The organism is Leisingera aquaemixtae (genome assembly GCF_001458395.1).
Lineage (GTDB): Bacteria > Pseudomonadota > Alphaproteobacteria > Rhodobacterales > Rhodobacteraceae > Leisingera > Leisingera aquaemixtae.
In genome coordinates this window covers 64587-78073 of the sequence record NZ_CYSR01000040.1, presented here as the reverse complement: position 1 = coordinate 78073, position 13487 = coordinate 64587, and the positions used below count along the sequence as shown (strand labels likewise).

At 65.6% G+C, this 13487-nt stretch carries 17 protein-coding genes; 8 read left to right on the top strand and 9 right to left on the bottom strand.

From position 1 onward, the window contains the following. The first annotated feature begins 26 nt into the window (after positions 1-26). From PHA8399_RS20495 to PHA8399_RS20480, 4 genes are all read left to right on the top strand, one after another. Positions 27-674, top strand: a complete 648-nt coding sequence (locus tag PHA8399_RS20495; RefSeq protein ID WP_058288160.1) for an SDR family NAD(P)-dependent oxidoreductase — start codon at positions 27-29, stop codon at positions 672-674. 230 nt (positions 675-904) lie between these two features. Beyond that, positions 905-1699, top strand: a complete 795-nt coding sequence (gene surE / locus PHA8399_RS20490) for a 5'/3'-nucleotidase SurE (RefSeq protein ID WP_058287945.1) — start codon at positions 905-907, stop codon at positions 1697-1699. Between the two features lie 8 nt (positions 1700-1707). After that, the gene (locus tag PHA8399_RS20485; RefSeq protein ID WP_058287944.1) at positions 1708-2355 is read left to right on the top strand and encodes a protein-L-isoaspartate(D-aspartate) O-methyltransferase; all 648 of its coding nucleotides are present in this window, start codon (positions 1708-1710) and stop codon (positions 2353-2355) included. Between the two features lie 158 nt (positions 2356-2513). Then, a complete protein-coding gene (locus PHA8399_RS20480; RefSeq protein WP_058287943.1) occupies positions 2514-3764 on the top strand; it encodes a peptidoglycan DD-metalloendopeptidase family protein in 1251 nt (416 codons plus the stop codon). 74 nt (positions 3765-3838) lie between these two features. On the opposite strand, the gene PHA8399_RS20475 is transcribed toward PHA8399_RS20480, so the two are convergent. From PHA8399_RS20475 to PHA8399_RS20465, 3 genes are all read right to left on the bottom strand, one after another. After that, the gene (locus PHA8399_RS20475; protein ID WP_058287942.1) at positions 3839-4681 is read right to left on the bottom strand and encodes an ATP-binding protein; all 843 of its coding nucleotides are present in this window, start codon (positions 4679-4681) and stop codon (positions 3839-3841) included. A 72-nt stretch (positions 4682-4753) separates the two neighbouring features. Then, the gene (locus PHA8399_RS20470; protein WP_058287941.1) at positions 4754-5197 is read right to left on the bottom strand and encodes a hypothetical protein; all 444 of its coding nucleotides are present in this window, start codon (positions 5195-5197) and stop codon (positions 4754-4756) included. A gap of 21 nt (positions 5198-5218) precedes the next feature. Next, positions 5219-5587, bottom strand: a complete 369-nt coding sequence (locus PHA8399_RS20465; protein WP_058287940.1) for an antibiotic biosynthesis monooxygenase family protein — start codon at positions 5585-5587, stop codon at positions 5219-5221. A gap of 73 nt (positions 5588-5660) precedes the next feature. Between PHA8399_RS20465 and PHA8399_RS20460 the strand changes: the two genes are divergently transcribed. After that, entirely contained in the window at positions 5661-6092 is a 432-nt protein-coding gene (locus PHA8399_RS20460) for a MarR family winged helix-turn-helix transcriptional regulator (RefSeq protein WP_058287939.1), read from the top strand. A gap of 91 nt (positions 6093-6183) precedes the next feature. Here PHA8399_RS20460 and tatC read toward each other — a convergent pair whose 3' ends face one another. The 3 genes from tatC to PHA8399_RS20445 are packed head-to-tail and all read right to left on the bottom strand — an operon-like array spanning position 6184 to position 7769. Then, entirely contained in the window at positions 6184-7086 is a 903-nt protein-coding gene (gene tatC / locus PHA8399_RS20455; RefSeq protein ID WP_058287938.1) for a twin-arginine translocase subunit TatC, read from the bottom strand. Further along, positions 7083-7547 carry a Sec-independent protein translocase protein TatB gene (tatB, locus tag PHA8399_RS20450; protein ID WP_058287937.1) on the bottom strand — a complete coding sequence of 155 codons (465 nt, stop codon included), beginning with the start codon at positions 7545-7547 and terminating at the stop codon, positions 7083-7085. Before tatB ends, tatC begins: the two co-directional genes overlap by 4 nt. A 6-nt stretch (positions 7548-7553) precedes the next feature. Next, positions 7554-7769, bottom strand: coding sequence for a twin-arginine translocase TatA/TatE family subunit (locus PHA8399_RS20445; protein ID WP_058287936.1), 216 nt, complete (start codon positions 7767-7769; stop codon positions 7554-7556). 226 nt (positions 7770-7995) lie between these two features. On the opposite strand from PHA8399_RS20445, the gene PHA8399_RS20440 reads away from it, so the two are divergent. The 3 genes from PHA8399_RS20440 (at position 7996) to PHA8399_RS20430 (ending at position 9930) form a co-directional block, all read left to right on the top strand. Further along, positions 7996-8304: a hypothetical protein gene (locus PHA8399_RS20440; RefSeq protein ID WP_058287935.1), complete on the top strand. Its 309-nt coding sequence runs from the start codon at positions 7996-7998 to the stop codon at positions 8302-8304. Positions 8305-8387: 83 nt separating this feature from the next. After that, positions 8388-9062 (top strand): helix-turn-helix transcriptional regulator, encoded by a 675-nt coding sequence (locus tag PHA8399_RS20435; protein ID WP_058287934.1) that lies wholly within the window; start codon positions 8388-8390, stop codon positions 9060-9062. A 232-nt stretch (positions 9063-9294) separates the two neighbouring features. Further along, a complete protein-coding gene (locus tag PHA8399_RS20430; RefSeq protein ID WP_058287933.1) occupies positions 9295-9930 on the top strand; it encodes a DUF998 domain-containing protein in 636 nt (211 codons plus the stop codon). A 152-nt stretch (positions 9931-10082) separates the two neighbouring features. On the opposite strand, the gene PHA8399_RS20425 is transcribed toward PHA8399_RS20430, so the two are convergent. The 3 genes from PHA8399_RS20425 to PHA8399_RS20415 all read right to left on the bottom strand — a co-directional run bounded on the left by PHA8399_RS20425 (position 10083) and on the right by PHA8399_RS20415 (position 13357). Next, positions 10083-10934, bottom strand: a complete 852-nt coding sequence (locus PHA8399_RS20425) for a GNAT family N-acetyltransferase (protein WP_058288159.1) — start codon at positions 10932-10934, stop codon at positions 10083-10085. 42 nt (positions 10935-10976) lie between these two features. Further along, positions 10977-12083, bottom strand: a complete 1107-nt coding sequence (locus tag PHA8399_RS20420; RefSeq protein ID WP_058287932.1) for an ABC transporter ATP-binding protein — start codon at positions 12081-12083, stop codon at positions 10977-10979. Between the two features lie 224 nt (positions 12084-12307). Beyond that, the gene (locus PHA8399_RS20415; RefSeq protein WP_058287931.1) at positions 12308-13357 is read right to left on the bottom strand and encodes a methyltransferase domain-containing protein; all 1050 of its coding nucleotides are present in this window, start codon (positions 13355-13357) and stop codon (positions 12308-12310) included. Positions 13358-13487: the final 130 nt, after the last annotated feature.

Below are 13487 nucleotides of genomic sequence, written 5' to 3'. Positions count from 1 at the left end.
TTCGCCCGCGGCCCAAGAAGGCGCCCATGACAGACAAAATCGCTCTCATCACCGGCGCATCCCGCGGCCTGGGCAGCGCCCTGGCCGAGGCCCTTGCGCCCACCCATCACATCGTCGCCGTGGCGCGCACCACCGGCGCGCTGGAAGAGCTGGACGACCGCATCAAGGCAGCGGGCGGCAGCGCCACCCTGGCACCGATGGACATCACCGTGCCGGAGGCGATGGCAACGCTGTGCCGCGGCATCCATGACCGCTGGGGCAAGCTGGACCTGTGGCTGCACACCGCGATCCATGCCACCGCGCTCTGCCCGGCACCTTCCGTTGCGGCCAAGGACTGGACCAAGGCGGTTGCGATCAACGCCACTGCCACCTCGGTGCTGATCCCCTATGTGGCGCCGTTGCTGGGCCAATCGGGCCGTGCGGTGTTCTTCGACGACCCCAAGGCGGGCGAGAAGTTCTATGGCACCTATGGCGCCACCAAGGCCGCGCAGATGGCGCTGGCCCGCAGCTGGCAGGCGGAAACCGGACGCACCGGCCCCAATGTGCGCATTCTGGAGCCGCAGCCGATGGCCACCGCCCTGCGCGCCCGCTTCCACCCCGGCGAGGACCGCGGGGCGCTGACCCCGATCCAGGACGAGGCCGCGCGCCTGCTGCCGCTGATCCTGGCGGACTGACGCCGGAAACCGGCCCCGCGCCGCGCCCCCGCGCGGCGCCCGGCCCAACGCTTGGGACGGCATCTGCGATGCAGGCCAAAGCGGCGGGAGCCCCCCCCCGGCGGCTCTGCCTGTTGCCTCCCTGCCCCGCTTTGCGGCGGATGCCGCTTCTCCCTGCGAAAACCTTGCCCCGTTCCGGCACAGGTCCTATTCAATCGGAAACCCGGTTGAAGACGGCAGGCAGACACCCCATGCGCATTCTGATCACCAATGACGACGGCATCAGTGCCGAAGGGCTCACCATCCTGGAGGCCATCGCCCATGAGGTCGCAGGCCCGGAAGGCGAGGTTTGGACCGTGGCGCCGGCCTTTGAGCAATCCGGCGTCGCCCATTGCATCAGCTATACCCGCCCCACCATGCTCAGCCAGCTGAGCGAGCGCCGCTTTGCCGCCGAAGGCTCCCCGGCCGACTGCGTGCTGGCGGGTCTGCATGTGGTGATGCACGGCCAAAGGCCCGACTTGGTGCTGTCCGGCGTGAACCGCGGCAACAACTCTGCGGAAAACGCGCTGTACTCCGGCACGCTGGGCGGCGCGATGGAGGCCGCTTTGCAGGGCATCCCGGCAATGGCGCTGTCGCAGTATTACGGCCCCGCCAACCGGGAGACCGGCAATCCGTTTGAAGCCGCTGCCGTGCATGGCGCCGCCCTGATCAAGAAGATCCTGGCCGCCCAGCCGCAGGATGCGCAGGATTACCGGCTATTTTACAACATCAATTTCCCGCCGGTCCCGGCCGCGGAGGTCAAGGGCACCCGGGTGGCGCCGCAGGGCTGGCGCCCCGGCTGCCATTTCTCGGCCGAGGAGCAGCTGTCGCCCACCGGGCGCCGCTACCTGTGGATCCGCGGCGGCAACCAGCATGTCGAGGCCACCCCCGGCTCCGACGCTGCGGTCAACCTGGACGGCTACATCTCCGTCACCCCGATGCGCGCCGACCTGACCGCGGGCGATGCCCTGGATGCGCTGAAGGCGGTCGAATGGACGGGCAAGTGAGCGCAGCAATGAGCGGACCCGATCCGGAAACCAAGATGCAGTTCCTCTACTCCGTGCGCTCGCGCGGGGTGACCGACCAGAAGGTGCTGGAGGCGATCGAGGAGATCGACCGCGGCCTGTTCGTGCGCGGCATCTTCTCGCAACGCGCCTACGAGGACGTGCCGCTGCCGATTGCCTGCGGCCAGACCATTTCGCAGCCTTCGGTGGTGGGGATGATGACCCAGGCGCTGCAGCTGTCCCAGCGCGACACGGTGCTGGAGGTGGGCACCGGCTCCGGCTACCAGGCGGCGATCCTGTCCAAGCTGGCGCGCCGGGTCTATACCATCGACCGCCACGCCCGGCTGGTGCGCGAGGCGCGGTCCGTGTTCGACCGCCTGCGGCTCGCCAACGTGACGTCGCTGGTCGGCGATGGCAGCCACGGGCTGCCCGACCAGGCGCCCTTTGACCGCATCATCGTGACCGCTGCCGCCGAGGACCCGCCCGGGCCGCTTTTGGCGCAGCTCAAGACCGGCGGCATCATGGTGCTGCCGGTGGGCCAGTCGGACCACGTGCAGACCCTGATCCGGGTACGCAAGACCGATGACGGGCTGGAATATGACGAGCTGCGTCCGGTGCGCTTCGTGCCGCTGCTTGAAGGGCTGGGCAAGGACAGCTAGGACCGCGGCCGCAATTGCGCAAGCTTCGTTTGATATTCCTGCGCTGGCCCCGTAAACTGGCGGCGGAATTCAGCCGCCCGCTGAATTGCATGGGCTATAGTGATTGACGCGAGAGAATCCCCGCGAAAAAGGGGGAAGCGTGTTTTGAGGAGAGCAAGATGACCCGGACCCCCCCCACCCGGACCGCGTCCCGCGGGCTGCCCCGTTTCCGGCTGCCCCGGGCCCGGCTGCTGGCGCTGCTGCCCATGGCCGGGGTGCTGGCGGCCTGCCAAAGTCCGCTGGACTATGACCTGCGCGGCCAGCTTGGCGCCTTCAACACCGCCACCGCCGCCCAGTCGGCCACCTCCAGCCGTCCCGCTCCGGATGGCCGCGGGCTGATAACTTACCCCTCTTACCAGGTGGCGGTGGCGCAGCGCGGCGACACCGTCGCGGATGTCGCCGCGCGCATCGGTCTGCCGCCGGAGGAGGTCGCCCGCTACAACGGCATGGCGGCCGGTGACAAGATGCGCCAGGGCGAAGTGCTGGCGCTGCCGCGCCGCGCCCCGGCAGATTTCCCCGCGGACGGCACCGCCGCCCCGGGCTCGGTGGATATCGCCACCCTGGCCGGACAGGCGATTGAGACCGCGCCGCTGACCTCTCCCAGTCCGGGTTCGGTGACCACCACCGCGATCCAGCCGGCGCCCAAACCGCAGCCCGCCAAGGTGCAGCGCGGCCCGGAGCCGGTGCGCCACAAGGTGAAACGCGGCGAGACCGCCTATACCATCTCGCGCCTGTATCAGGTGCCGGTGAAATCGCTGGCGGAATGGAACGGCCTGGGCAGCGACTTTGCCGTGCGCGAGGGCCAGTTCCTGCTGATCCCGCTGAAGGAGCAACCGGCGGCCGAACTGACCCCGGCCGCAGCCCCCGTTGCCGTGACCGAACCGGGCGCAGGCACCCAGACGCCGGTGCCGCCCAGTGCCAGCAAGCCGCTGCCGGAAGAAAAGGTCGCGCCCGCCGCGGTCAAGCCCGCGGCAGAGACCCTGCCCAAGCCGGAGCTGCCGAAACCCACCCGCGCCAGCAGCGCGGCGATGGCCTATCCGGTGCAGGGCAAGATCATCAAGACCTACTCCAAGGGCCGCAATGACGGGATCGACATTTCCGGCGCCGCCGGTGCGCCTGTGAATGCGGCCGAAGCGGGCACCGTGGCGGCGATCACCAAGGATTCCAACAACGTGCCGATCGTGGTGATCCGCCACAGCCAGAAGCTGCTGACGGTGTATCAGAACGTCGCCAATATCACGGTGAAGAAGGGCGAAACCGTCGCCCGCGGCCAGCGCATCGCCTCCCTGCGCGGCGGTAACGACGCCTATGTGCATTTCGAAGTGCGCGACGGGTTCGAGAGCATCGACCCGCTGAACTACCTGAACTGACGGCGTTAACAGAATGTTAATAAAGAAAAGCCCGGCCAATCAGCCGGGCTTTTCTTTTGCTGTGCTCAGCGGTCTCAGCGCAGCGCCACTCCGTGCCGCCCCGCCAGATCGGTGAAGAACTGCCAGGCCACCCGGCCCGAGCGCGCGCCTCGTGTCGCCTGCCATTCGATCGCCTCGGCACGCAGGTCCTCCGCGTCCGCCTCGATCCCGTAGGCGGCGCAATAGCCCTCGATCATCGCCAGGTATTCATCCTGATCGCAGGGGTGGAAGCCCAGCCACAACCCGAAACGGTCGGACAGCGAAACCTTCTCCTCCACAGCCTCCGACGGGTTGATGGCGCTGGAGCGTTCGTTCTCGATCATGTCCCGCGGCATCAGGTGGCGGCGGTTGGAGGTTGCATAGAACACCACGTTCTCCGGCCGCCCCTCGATGCCGCCGTCCAGCACCGCCTTGAGGCTTTTGTAATGCTGGTCGTCATGGCTGAACGACAGGTCGTCGCAGAACAGGATGAACCGGTGCTGGGACCCGCGCAGATGGTTCAAAAGCCGCGCCACCGAAGGCAGATCCTCGCGCTGCAGTTCCACCAGTTTCAGCTCCGGGTGATCCCCGGCCAGCGCGCCGTGCACGGCTTTCACCAGGCTCGACTTGCCCATGCCGCGGGCGCCCCACAACAGCGCGTTGTTGGCGGCGAACCCTTGGGCGAAGCGGCGGGTGTTCTCCAGCAGCGTATCGCGGGAGCGGTTGATGCCGACCAGCAGGTCCAGATCAACCCGATTCACCGCCTCCACCGGCTCCAGCCGCTCCGGCCCCACATGCCAGACAAAGGCACTGGCCGCGTTGAAATCAGGGGTTTCCAATGGCGCCGGAGACATCCGCTCCAGCGCCTCGGCAATGCGGGTCAATGCGATCTGGTCCATGGGGGGCCTCCGTCGGTAAGTCGACGGATTTCAAAGCATGTTCCGGCAAGGCCGGCAAGGGGAAGAACCGGCCTAAGCCCGGCCCTTGCGCCGCGCCGCTATTCTGCGGCCGTCCCGGATATTCAATCCCATCATGGTGAGATTCAGCGCGCCGGCCAGCAGCTCAACGCCTTGCACAAAGACGAAGGCACCGTCAAAGTTTCCGGCACTTGCCTTGGCTTCAAGGAAGAAGGCCGTCGGCAGGAGGATCAGCAAACCGTTCGCGGCAATCAAGGGCATGCGTTTTTTCTTCGCAGCGGCCGGCGCATCCTTACGCCGCCGCCCGATGGCCATGCCAGATCCACCAGCGATGGCCATCGCCGGGATCAGGGCAAACATACCAATAAGGATTCTGGATTTGACCAAGGCTATGGTTTCCGGTGTTCCAAAGGCCTCGCTTAGCACCGTGGAAGTCCAAAACGTCAGGATGATCAGAAAGGCGGTGACACCTGCGGCTGCGTGAATTTTCTGTTTCATGGCTGTTGCATCCCACACAGGTCAGGCGACGCAATGGTTGGCGACTGCCAGTTTTTTGAACAAATGCGGCCGCGTGACCGCGCTTTCCGGGTATCGGGCAATCCGGCTTTGGAACTCGGGGTTCATGAAGGCCGCGCGAAAGCTCTGGACATCCTGCCAGACAGCATAATTCACGTATGTGGCACTGCCTGCGATCCCCTTGTGCATCTGCGTCGAAATATACCCGGGCTGCGCCTTCATGAAGTCGGCGTCATGCGCCCAAGCCTCCAGCAAGGCCTGCTCATCAGACGGGTCGATGGTGAACACATTCATCAGAACAACAGGCCCTTCCCGGGCCTCCATCTGATCGGCAAGCGTGACGGCGGCGTCCAGTTCTGCAAGTCCAGGCATGTTGGTTCCTTTCTATTACCATAGCATGCTATGTATCATTGCATAGCATGCTATTCAAGTGCAGATGAGAACCATGAAATTCGAGAAAGAAAACTCCGCCGGGTATCTGGTCAACCACACTGCCCGCTTGTTTGCCGCCGGCCTGCAGGAGCGCATCACTCCGCTTGGCATCACCATAGGGCAATTCCCCATCCTGCTGGAACTCTGGATCAAGGACGGGGTGACCCAGCGCGAGCTTCTGGAAAAACTGGCGCTGGAACAGGCGACCCTGGCCAATACGCTGAACCGCATGGAAAGAGACGGGCTGATCGTCAGAAAGAAACACCCTGCGGACGCGCGGTCGCAGCAAATTTGGCTGACAGAAAAAGGACAGGCGCCCCGGGACAGTGCCTACCAGGCCGCCAGCGATCAGAATGAACATTCCCTAGCGCCCCTGTCAGACGAGGAAAGAGAGCAGTTCCTGGGCTTGATGCGGCGGATTATCAACGCTGCACACAGCGGCTGACTGCACGCCCCGCGGCCTCCTCGCCCCCCGGTCAAAGGTAAAAAAAGCGCGCCATCCCTGGCGCGCCTTTCTGTCTCAAACCGTCTCCGGCTTACTTGTCCTTGCCGTCCTCGGCCTCGAACTCAGCCATCATCGGATCGTCGGGATGCGCATCCATCTCGTCCTCATCGTCATAGTAGCCGTCGGCGCGCAGCTTTTCCTCGCGCTTTTTCTCGACATGGGCCACCAGGAAGATCGAGATCTCGTAAAGCCCGTAAACGACCACAAACAGGATGATCTGGGTGATCACATCCGGCGGCGTCACCAGGGCTGCCAGCACCAGGATCGCAACCACCGCGTATTTGCGGACAGACCCCAGGCCTTCGGCGCTGACCAGACCGGCCTTGCCCATCAGCGTCAGCAGCACCGGCAGCTGGAAGCACAGGCCAAAAGCCACGATGAACTTGATGGTCAGGTTCAGGTATTCCTGCGCCGAGCCCTGGAACACCACGCTGAGGCCCTGTGTGACCTCCTCGCCGGTGATCGCCTCGCCAGTGGCGCCAAACTGCTGGAAGCCCAGGAAGAAGTCGTAGGCCAGCGGGGTGACGACATAGAAGGCAAAGCTCGCGCCCAGCAGGAACATGAAGGGCGACGCCACCAGGAACGGCAGGAACGCCCCCTTCTCGGATTTATACAGTCCCGGCGCCACAAACCGCCACAGCTGGAACCCGATAAAGGGAAACGCCAGCATGAACCCGCCCAGGAAGGAGATCTTGATCGCAACAAAGAAGCCCTCCTGCGGGCTGATGAAGATCAGCGCGCAGTCCTGGCCGCTCTCCGCCAGCACCTCGCACAAGGGCGCGGTGAGGAAGTTGAACACCGGTGTTGCCACGGTGAAGCAGATCACCATGCCGGCGATGAAGGCCAGAACCGAATGAATAAGCCGCGTGCGCAGCTCGGCCAGATGCTCGATCAGCGGTGCGGTTGAGTCGTCGATCTCATCCGGGTTGCTCATGATTTGGCCTCATCATCCGTCTTCAGCGCCGCCTCGGCGGCTTCCGCCTTGGCCAGCGCCTCTTCCGCCTCGCGCGCCTTGCGCTCCGCCGCTGCGCGCGCGGTGGAGGCCTGGATCTTCTTGGCATCCTCGGCGCGCTGCGCCGCCAGCTTGCCAGTCTCGCTGCCGGGGTCGAATTTCGCCGGGTCGATCGACGAAGCCATCTCCTGCGCCGCCTGCTTGATCCCGTCCATGGCAGAGCCGACGGGGTTCGATGCAGTCTTCAGGCCCTTGGCGACCTCATTGACCCCGGCCTCATCCGCCGCGTCATGCATTGCCCGGCTGAATTCGCGCGCCATCCCCTTGGCCTTGCCCACGAACCGCCCGACATTGCGGAACAGCACCGGCAGGTCCTTGGGGCCGACCACGATCAGCGCGACAACGCCGATGACCAGCAGTTCGGTCCACCCAAGATCGAACATCCGCGCTTAGGCCTTGTCTTTTTCGGTCTCGGGGGTCACGTCCTTGGCCGAGTCCGAGGCGTCCTGCTCCAGCTCGTTGCTGCCTTCGCTGATGCCCTTCTTGAATGAGGTGATGCCCTTGCCGACTTCGCCCATCAGCGAGGAAATCTTGCCGCGGCCGAACAGGACCAGAACCACAACGGCGATGAGCAGCAGGCCAGGCAGGCCGATGTTGTTGAGCATAAGTATCTCTCCTTACGTGATCCGGCGCGGGTTTGCAGCGCCGGTGGAATTGTTCGCTACGGGTTTAGCGCGCGGCCTGCTTTGAGCGAAAGCAACTCCGCGCGCGCAAAGCGCCTGCAAGCAGAGGATTTCACAGTTTTTGCAGGCGGCCCGCATTCAACTGACAGGTTTATGTCAGTTGTTACACAGTAAATCCAGCCTATCACATGAACAAAGGAGAAACGTGATGAGCAAACATGCAGCCGAAATCGTGACCTTCAAACTGGCCGAGGGCGTGAGTCCCGCGGATTTCACAGCGCTGATGCAGCGCACCGAGGCCTTCGTGCGCGCCCAGGACGGCTTTGTCACCCGCCAGCTGAGCCGGGGCGCGGACGGCAGCTGGACCGACTATGTGGTGTGGAAGGACATGGCGACGGCGCAAAAGGCGGCGCAGACCTTCATGCAGCAGGACTTCGCCGCCGAGGTGGTTGCAGCGCTTGCACCGGACAGCGCGGCCATGCGCCATGAAGAGGTGCAGTGGCAGATGACGCCCTAAGACCTGAGGGCTGCGCCTGTCCGCTGAAAGCACAGCAGGCGCAGCCCTTGACCTCCTCCCTCCCCCGCGCAAAGGCTAGGCCCATGCGCCGCACCGACCGCCTTTTCGAAATCATCCAGATCCTGCGCGACGGGAAGCTGCACCGCGCCCAGGACATCGCCGGGCGGCTGGAGGTCTCCACCCGCACCATCTACCGCGACATGGACACGCTGATGGCCTCTGGCGTGCCGGTCGAGGGGGAGCGCGGCGTCGGCTACATGGTGCGCGAGCAGATCAGCCTGCCGCCGCTGACCCTGACGCCGGAGGAGCTGGAGGCGCTGAACCTCGGCATGGCCATCGTCGCCGAGGCCGCCGACCCGGACCTGAAGGCCGCCGCCCTGTCTCTGGCGGCCAAGGTGGACGCGGTGCTGCCGGAGCAGACAATTGCCGAGGCCGACGCCTGGAAATTCGCGGTCTATCCCTTCTCGGACGCCGCCCGCGCCCTGGCGCATATGCCGGCGCTGCGTGCTGCGATAAAGGCGCGGCAGAAACTGCAGCTCAGTTACCGCCGCATCGACGGCACCCTGACAGAGCGGAAGATCCGCCCTCTGCACATGGAATACTGGGGCCGGGTTTGGACCCTGACCGCGTGGTGCGAGACGCGGCAGGATTTCCGGGTGTTCCGGGTCGACCTGATCGAAGACGCCTCTGCCCTGCCGGAGCTGTTCGTGGACGAGCCCGGCAAGCGCCTGCAGGACTACGATCCATACGGACGCTAAGATCCGTTCTTCTTCTGGCTGAAAATATCCCGGGGAAGGCGCGCAGCGCCTGGGGCAGAGCCCCCTGCCCCGGCTCTGCACGCGCCGCACCTGATTTCGGATCCGCCTCCAACCGCGGCCTGGGGCCACGCCCCGCATCGGCAGCCGCACCTTCCGCTGCCTGCGCTGCAAACGCGGAACAGCTGGCCGCGCCGCCGCGTTGAGTCGCTGTACGCAACCGGAGCCCGCGCCCATGTCCCAGATTTCGCTTCCCCCCGCCCTGCACAGCGCCCCCACCCTCATCATCCTGCTCGCGTGCTATGCCGTTCTCGGCTGTGTCCTGCTCGCCGCCTCGGTGATTGCCGCCGACGTCATCGTACCCGGCCATGACTGGGCGGCAGACACGATCAGCGACCTTGGCGCTGGACGGTATGAATTCATCGTCGATTCGGGGCTGTACGCCTTTTCCGCCGCGCTGGTCGCTATCGCCGTCGCCGCTGCCCATGTGCATCTGGGCGGCCGCGGCTGGAGCTTCGGGATCGTCGCCTTTGCGCTGATGGGGCTGATCGTCTTTCTGGTCGGCGCGCGCAATGAATACGGCGACAGCGATAACGAGGGCGTGGTGATCCACATCTACCTGGTCTACGCGCTGGGGGTGCTGATGGCAGTCGCACCCTGGGTGATGGCAGGCGCGGCGGGGCAGATGGGCCAGGGCTACACGCGGATGCTGCGGGCCATTGCAGTGCTCTGGACGCTGACGGCGCCGGTGTTCTTCTTCCTGCCCACCGGCATCGACGGCCTGTACGAGCGCGGCCTTGGCCTGCTGGCAATTGTTGCCGTCTGCACGCTGGCGCATCTGTTCCTGCGCTACGGGCGCGCGCTGCGCTGACCGCCGCCGCACCGGCAGCCTGTGTGCAAGCGCGGCCTTCACCTTTGCAAAAATACTCCGGGGGTGAAGCCCGTCCCGGGAACCGTCCGGGGGACGGTTTCAGGGCTGAACGGGGCGGAACCCCTATCCAGCGGCGGCGGGGGCAGCGCCCCCTACCCGAGTTCGAAACTGGTCACGCCGTAAATCAGATCCGTCTCCAGCTGCGGCGCAGGCCCGCGATACATCCGCGCGGTCTCGAACACCGGCGCCAGCCCGAGGCCGCGCGCCAGCTCGACCGCCGCGGCATGAGGTTCCGGAACATCCAGGAACACCTCCTGCCCGGGCGGCAGCTCCTGCAGCAGCCGCGCCAGCACCGCCACCGCCGCCGGGCGGGAGACCGCGACCAGCGGCCCGATCTTGCAGCCGCTGCCGCAGCGCCGCAGGGTGCCGAACCCGGCCAAGCGTCCGTCCCGGTACGCGGCAAAGGAGTGATGCCCCGCCGCCCCCAGCCACTGCTGCCAGAAGACCGGGCGCGGCGCCGGGAAGACGCGGGCGTCCAGCGCCTCCAGCTCCGCTGCGGGGGCGCTCAGCGGCGACAGCTCGAAATCCGCGGCGGCCTGCAGCACGCCGGCGGGCACCCCGCCAAAGCGGATATTGCGGTACGCCAGCTCAAAGCCCGAGCGGCGGTAGTTCGCTTGCTGATCCACCACCCCGTCAAGGCCGACAACCCGGCCCCCGGCATGCTCCAGCGCCTTTTGCCACAGGGCATAGCCATAGCCCTGGCCGCGGTGCGCCGGCGCCACGATGTAAAAGCCGAGGAAGGCGAACGCCTGCCCGTAGTTCACCACCGAGATGCAGGCGATCATCTGCCCGTCCAGGAAGCCGCCCCAGAAACCTTCGGGGTCGACGCTGGCAAAGCACGCGGCATCGCTGTGCCCGGGGTTCCAGCCTTCGCGCGCCGCCCAGTCCGCGGCGGTGCGGATCTCCGCAGGCGTCAACGCCCGGATCTGATAGCTGCCTTGCATCTGCATCTCCTGTTTCACTGGGTGCAGAATGCCTCTTAAGCCTCAGGCAGGAAAGACGAAACAGCGGTTGCGGCGCACCGTCAGCCACATCACGCGGCCTTTTTCCGGCAGGAAGACGTTTGGCACCGTCGCCTTGAGGATCGAGCCGTCGAAATCCATGCGGAACTCCACCAGGCTCTCGCTGCCCAGAAACCGGGCGCGCTCCACCACTGCGCGGGCGGCAACGCCGTCGCTGGGGGTGGGCAGCGGCCCCTGGCCGCCGCGGTCGAAGTCGATGCGCAGATGCTGCGGGCGGAACACGATCTCTACCGCGGTGCCGTCCGCCACCCCCGGCGCCAGGAACTCGCCAAAGGCCGTGCGTGCCAGCGCACCGTTCACCTGCGCCTTCAGCACGTTCACATCGCTGAAGAACGCAACTGCCGCCTTGTCCACCGGATGGGTGTAGACGTTGTAGGGCGCGCCCTGCTGCACGATCCGGCCGCCGCGCATCAGCGCGATCTCGTCGGCCATCCGCATCGCCTCCTCCGGCTCATGCGTGACCAGCAGCACGGCGGTGTCCTCTTCCTTCAGAAGGCTCAGGGTTTCGTCCCGGATGCCGTCGCGCAAGCGGTTATCGAGGCCCGAGAACGGCTCATCCATCAGCATGATGCGCGGACGCGGCGCAATCGCGCGGGCCAGCGCCACCCGCTGCTGCTCGCCGCCCGACAGCTGGTGCGGGTAGCCGTCGATGAAGCGCTTGAGCGACACCCGGTTCAACAGCTCCTCGACCCGGGCGCGCTTCTCGTCCTTGCTGCCCTTCAGGCCGAAGCCCACGTTGTCGGCAACGCTCAGATGCGGGAACAAGGCAAAGTCCTGAAACATCAGCCCGATCTCGCGCCGCTCCGGCGGCACCCGGAACACGGTGTCGCAGATCAGCTTGCCATCGACATAGATTTCGCCGCTGTCCTGCATCTCCACCCCGGCGATCATCCGCAGGGTGGTGGACTTGCCGCAGCCCGACGGCCCCAAGAGGCAGGTGACCTGCCCCGCCCGGATCTTCAGCGAGACGTCATCCACCACCGCGCGGCCCTCGAAGAAGCGCCGGATATTGCGGATTTCCAGCCGCGGCGGGGCCATGGTGCTGTGCATCTTCGCTGGGGCAGTGTTCATGGGGCCTCGGGGCTTTTCCGATAAAAACGCTTGGGGTCACGCCGGGATAGCAATCCTGCTCAGCCGCCGCAAGCGGTCAGCACTGCGTGAAAAACCTACCGCCCGGCCTATAGGCCGGGCAGCGCCCGTCCCGCCCCCCACGGGGCGGGCGCTTCTCGCCCTCCCCGCCGGGCCGGGCGCCGCCCTCTGTTTGAGCTTTCAAGTCCCGGTTTACGGCCTTCCTTCTAGCAGCACCCCTGAGCGGCGCCGTCCAGTTCAAGCCCGTTAAAGGGAGAATTGCCGCCGCACCCCTCGAAAATCCCATAGTGGGTCTCAAACGAGCCGATGAACTCGAAATGCGGCGCCAGGCGGGTGTCCTGCAGCATCATCCAGGTATTGCCGCAGACCGGGAATACCTTGCCCGCTTCCATCACATGATGATCATCCAGCATGAAACGATGCGGCGCGTGTTCGATGGTGCCCTTGTAGATCACCGCCTGGCCGTAATCCTCGCAGGCCGGCTCCAGGGCGGGCAGCTTGAACAGCCGGTAGGTCGCCGACAGGAACTTCAGCGGCTGCACCCGCTTCTCCAGCACCGGATTCTCGATGGTCAAAAGCCGCGAGGTCACCACGCGCGGATCCTTGAACCCGGCCTCTTTCGCAATCGTCAGAAAGTCGTTCCAATAGAGCGCGCCGGACAGGCACTCGCCGTACAGCACCTCATCCTCCGCCAGCGCCTGCGGCACCCGGCGGTCGGCGTAGACGTCGGAGAAATATATCTCCCCGCCCTCTTTCAGAAGATGATACGCGCCGCGCAGCACCGCGCCCTTGTCGGTGGCCAGGTTGATCACGCAGTTGGAGACGATGATGTCAAAAGAGCCCGGCTTCAGATCCAGCGCGTCCAGCGTCTCGATATAGCCGTGATGGAATTCGACGTTGGACCGGGCATAGCCGAAGGCCTCGGCGTGGTAGTCCAGATGGCGTCGCGCCACCTCCAACTGCGCAGGCGTCATGTCGACGCCCACCACCTTGCCATGCTCCCCGACCAGCGCCGACAGCGCATAGACGTCGCGGCCCGCACCGCAGCCCAGATCAAGGATGCGCGCGCCCTCCAGCGCCTCCGGCGCAATCAGGCCGCAGCCGTAATAGCGGGTCAGCACCTCGTCATGGACCTTTGACAGCACAGCCTTCACATGGTCCGGCATGTCGTCCGGCGTGCAGCAGGCGTTTGTCTGGAGGTCGCCGCTGCCCTGCAGCACCTCGCCGTAATAAGTCTGCACGTTTTCATGTTTCATGGGGGCGCCTCTCCTGATGGTTCCGGACCATCGGGATAGCGGCACCCAAGCACCCAGGCAATCGGTCCGGCGAGTGAACTGACGCAACTGTGAAGCAGCGTGCGATACAAAGCTATGAGGGCAGCGCCCG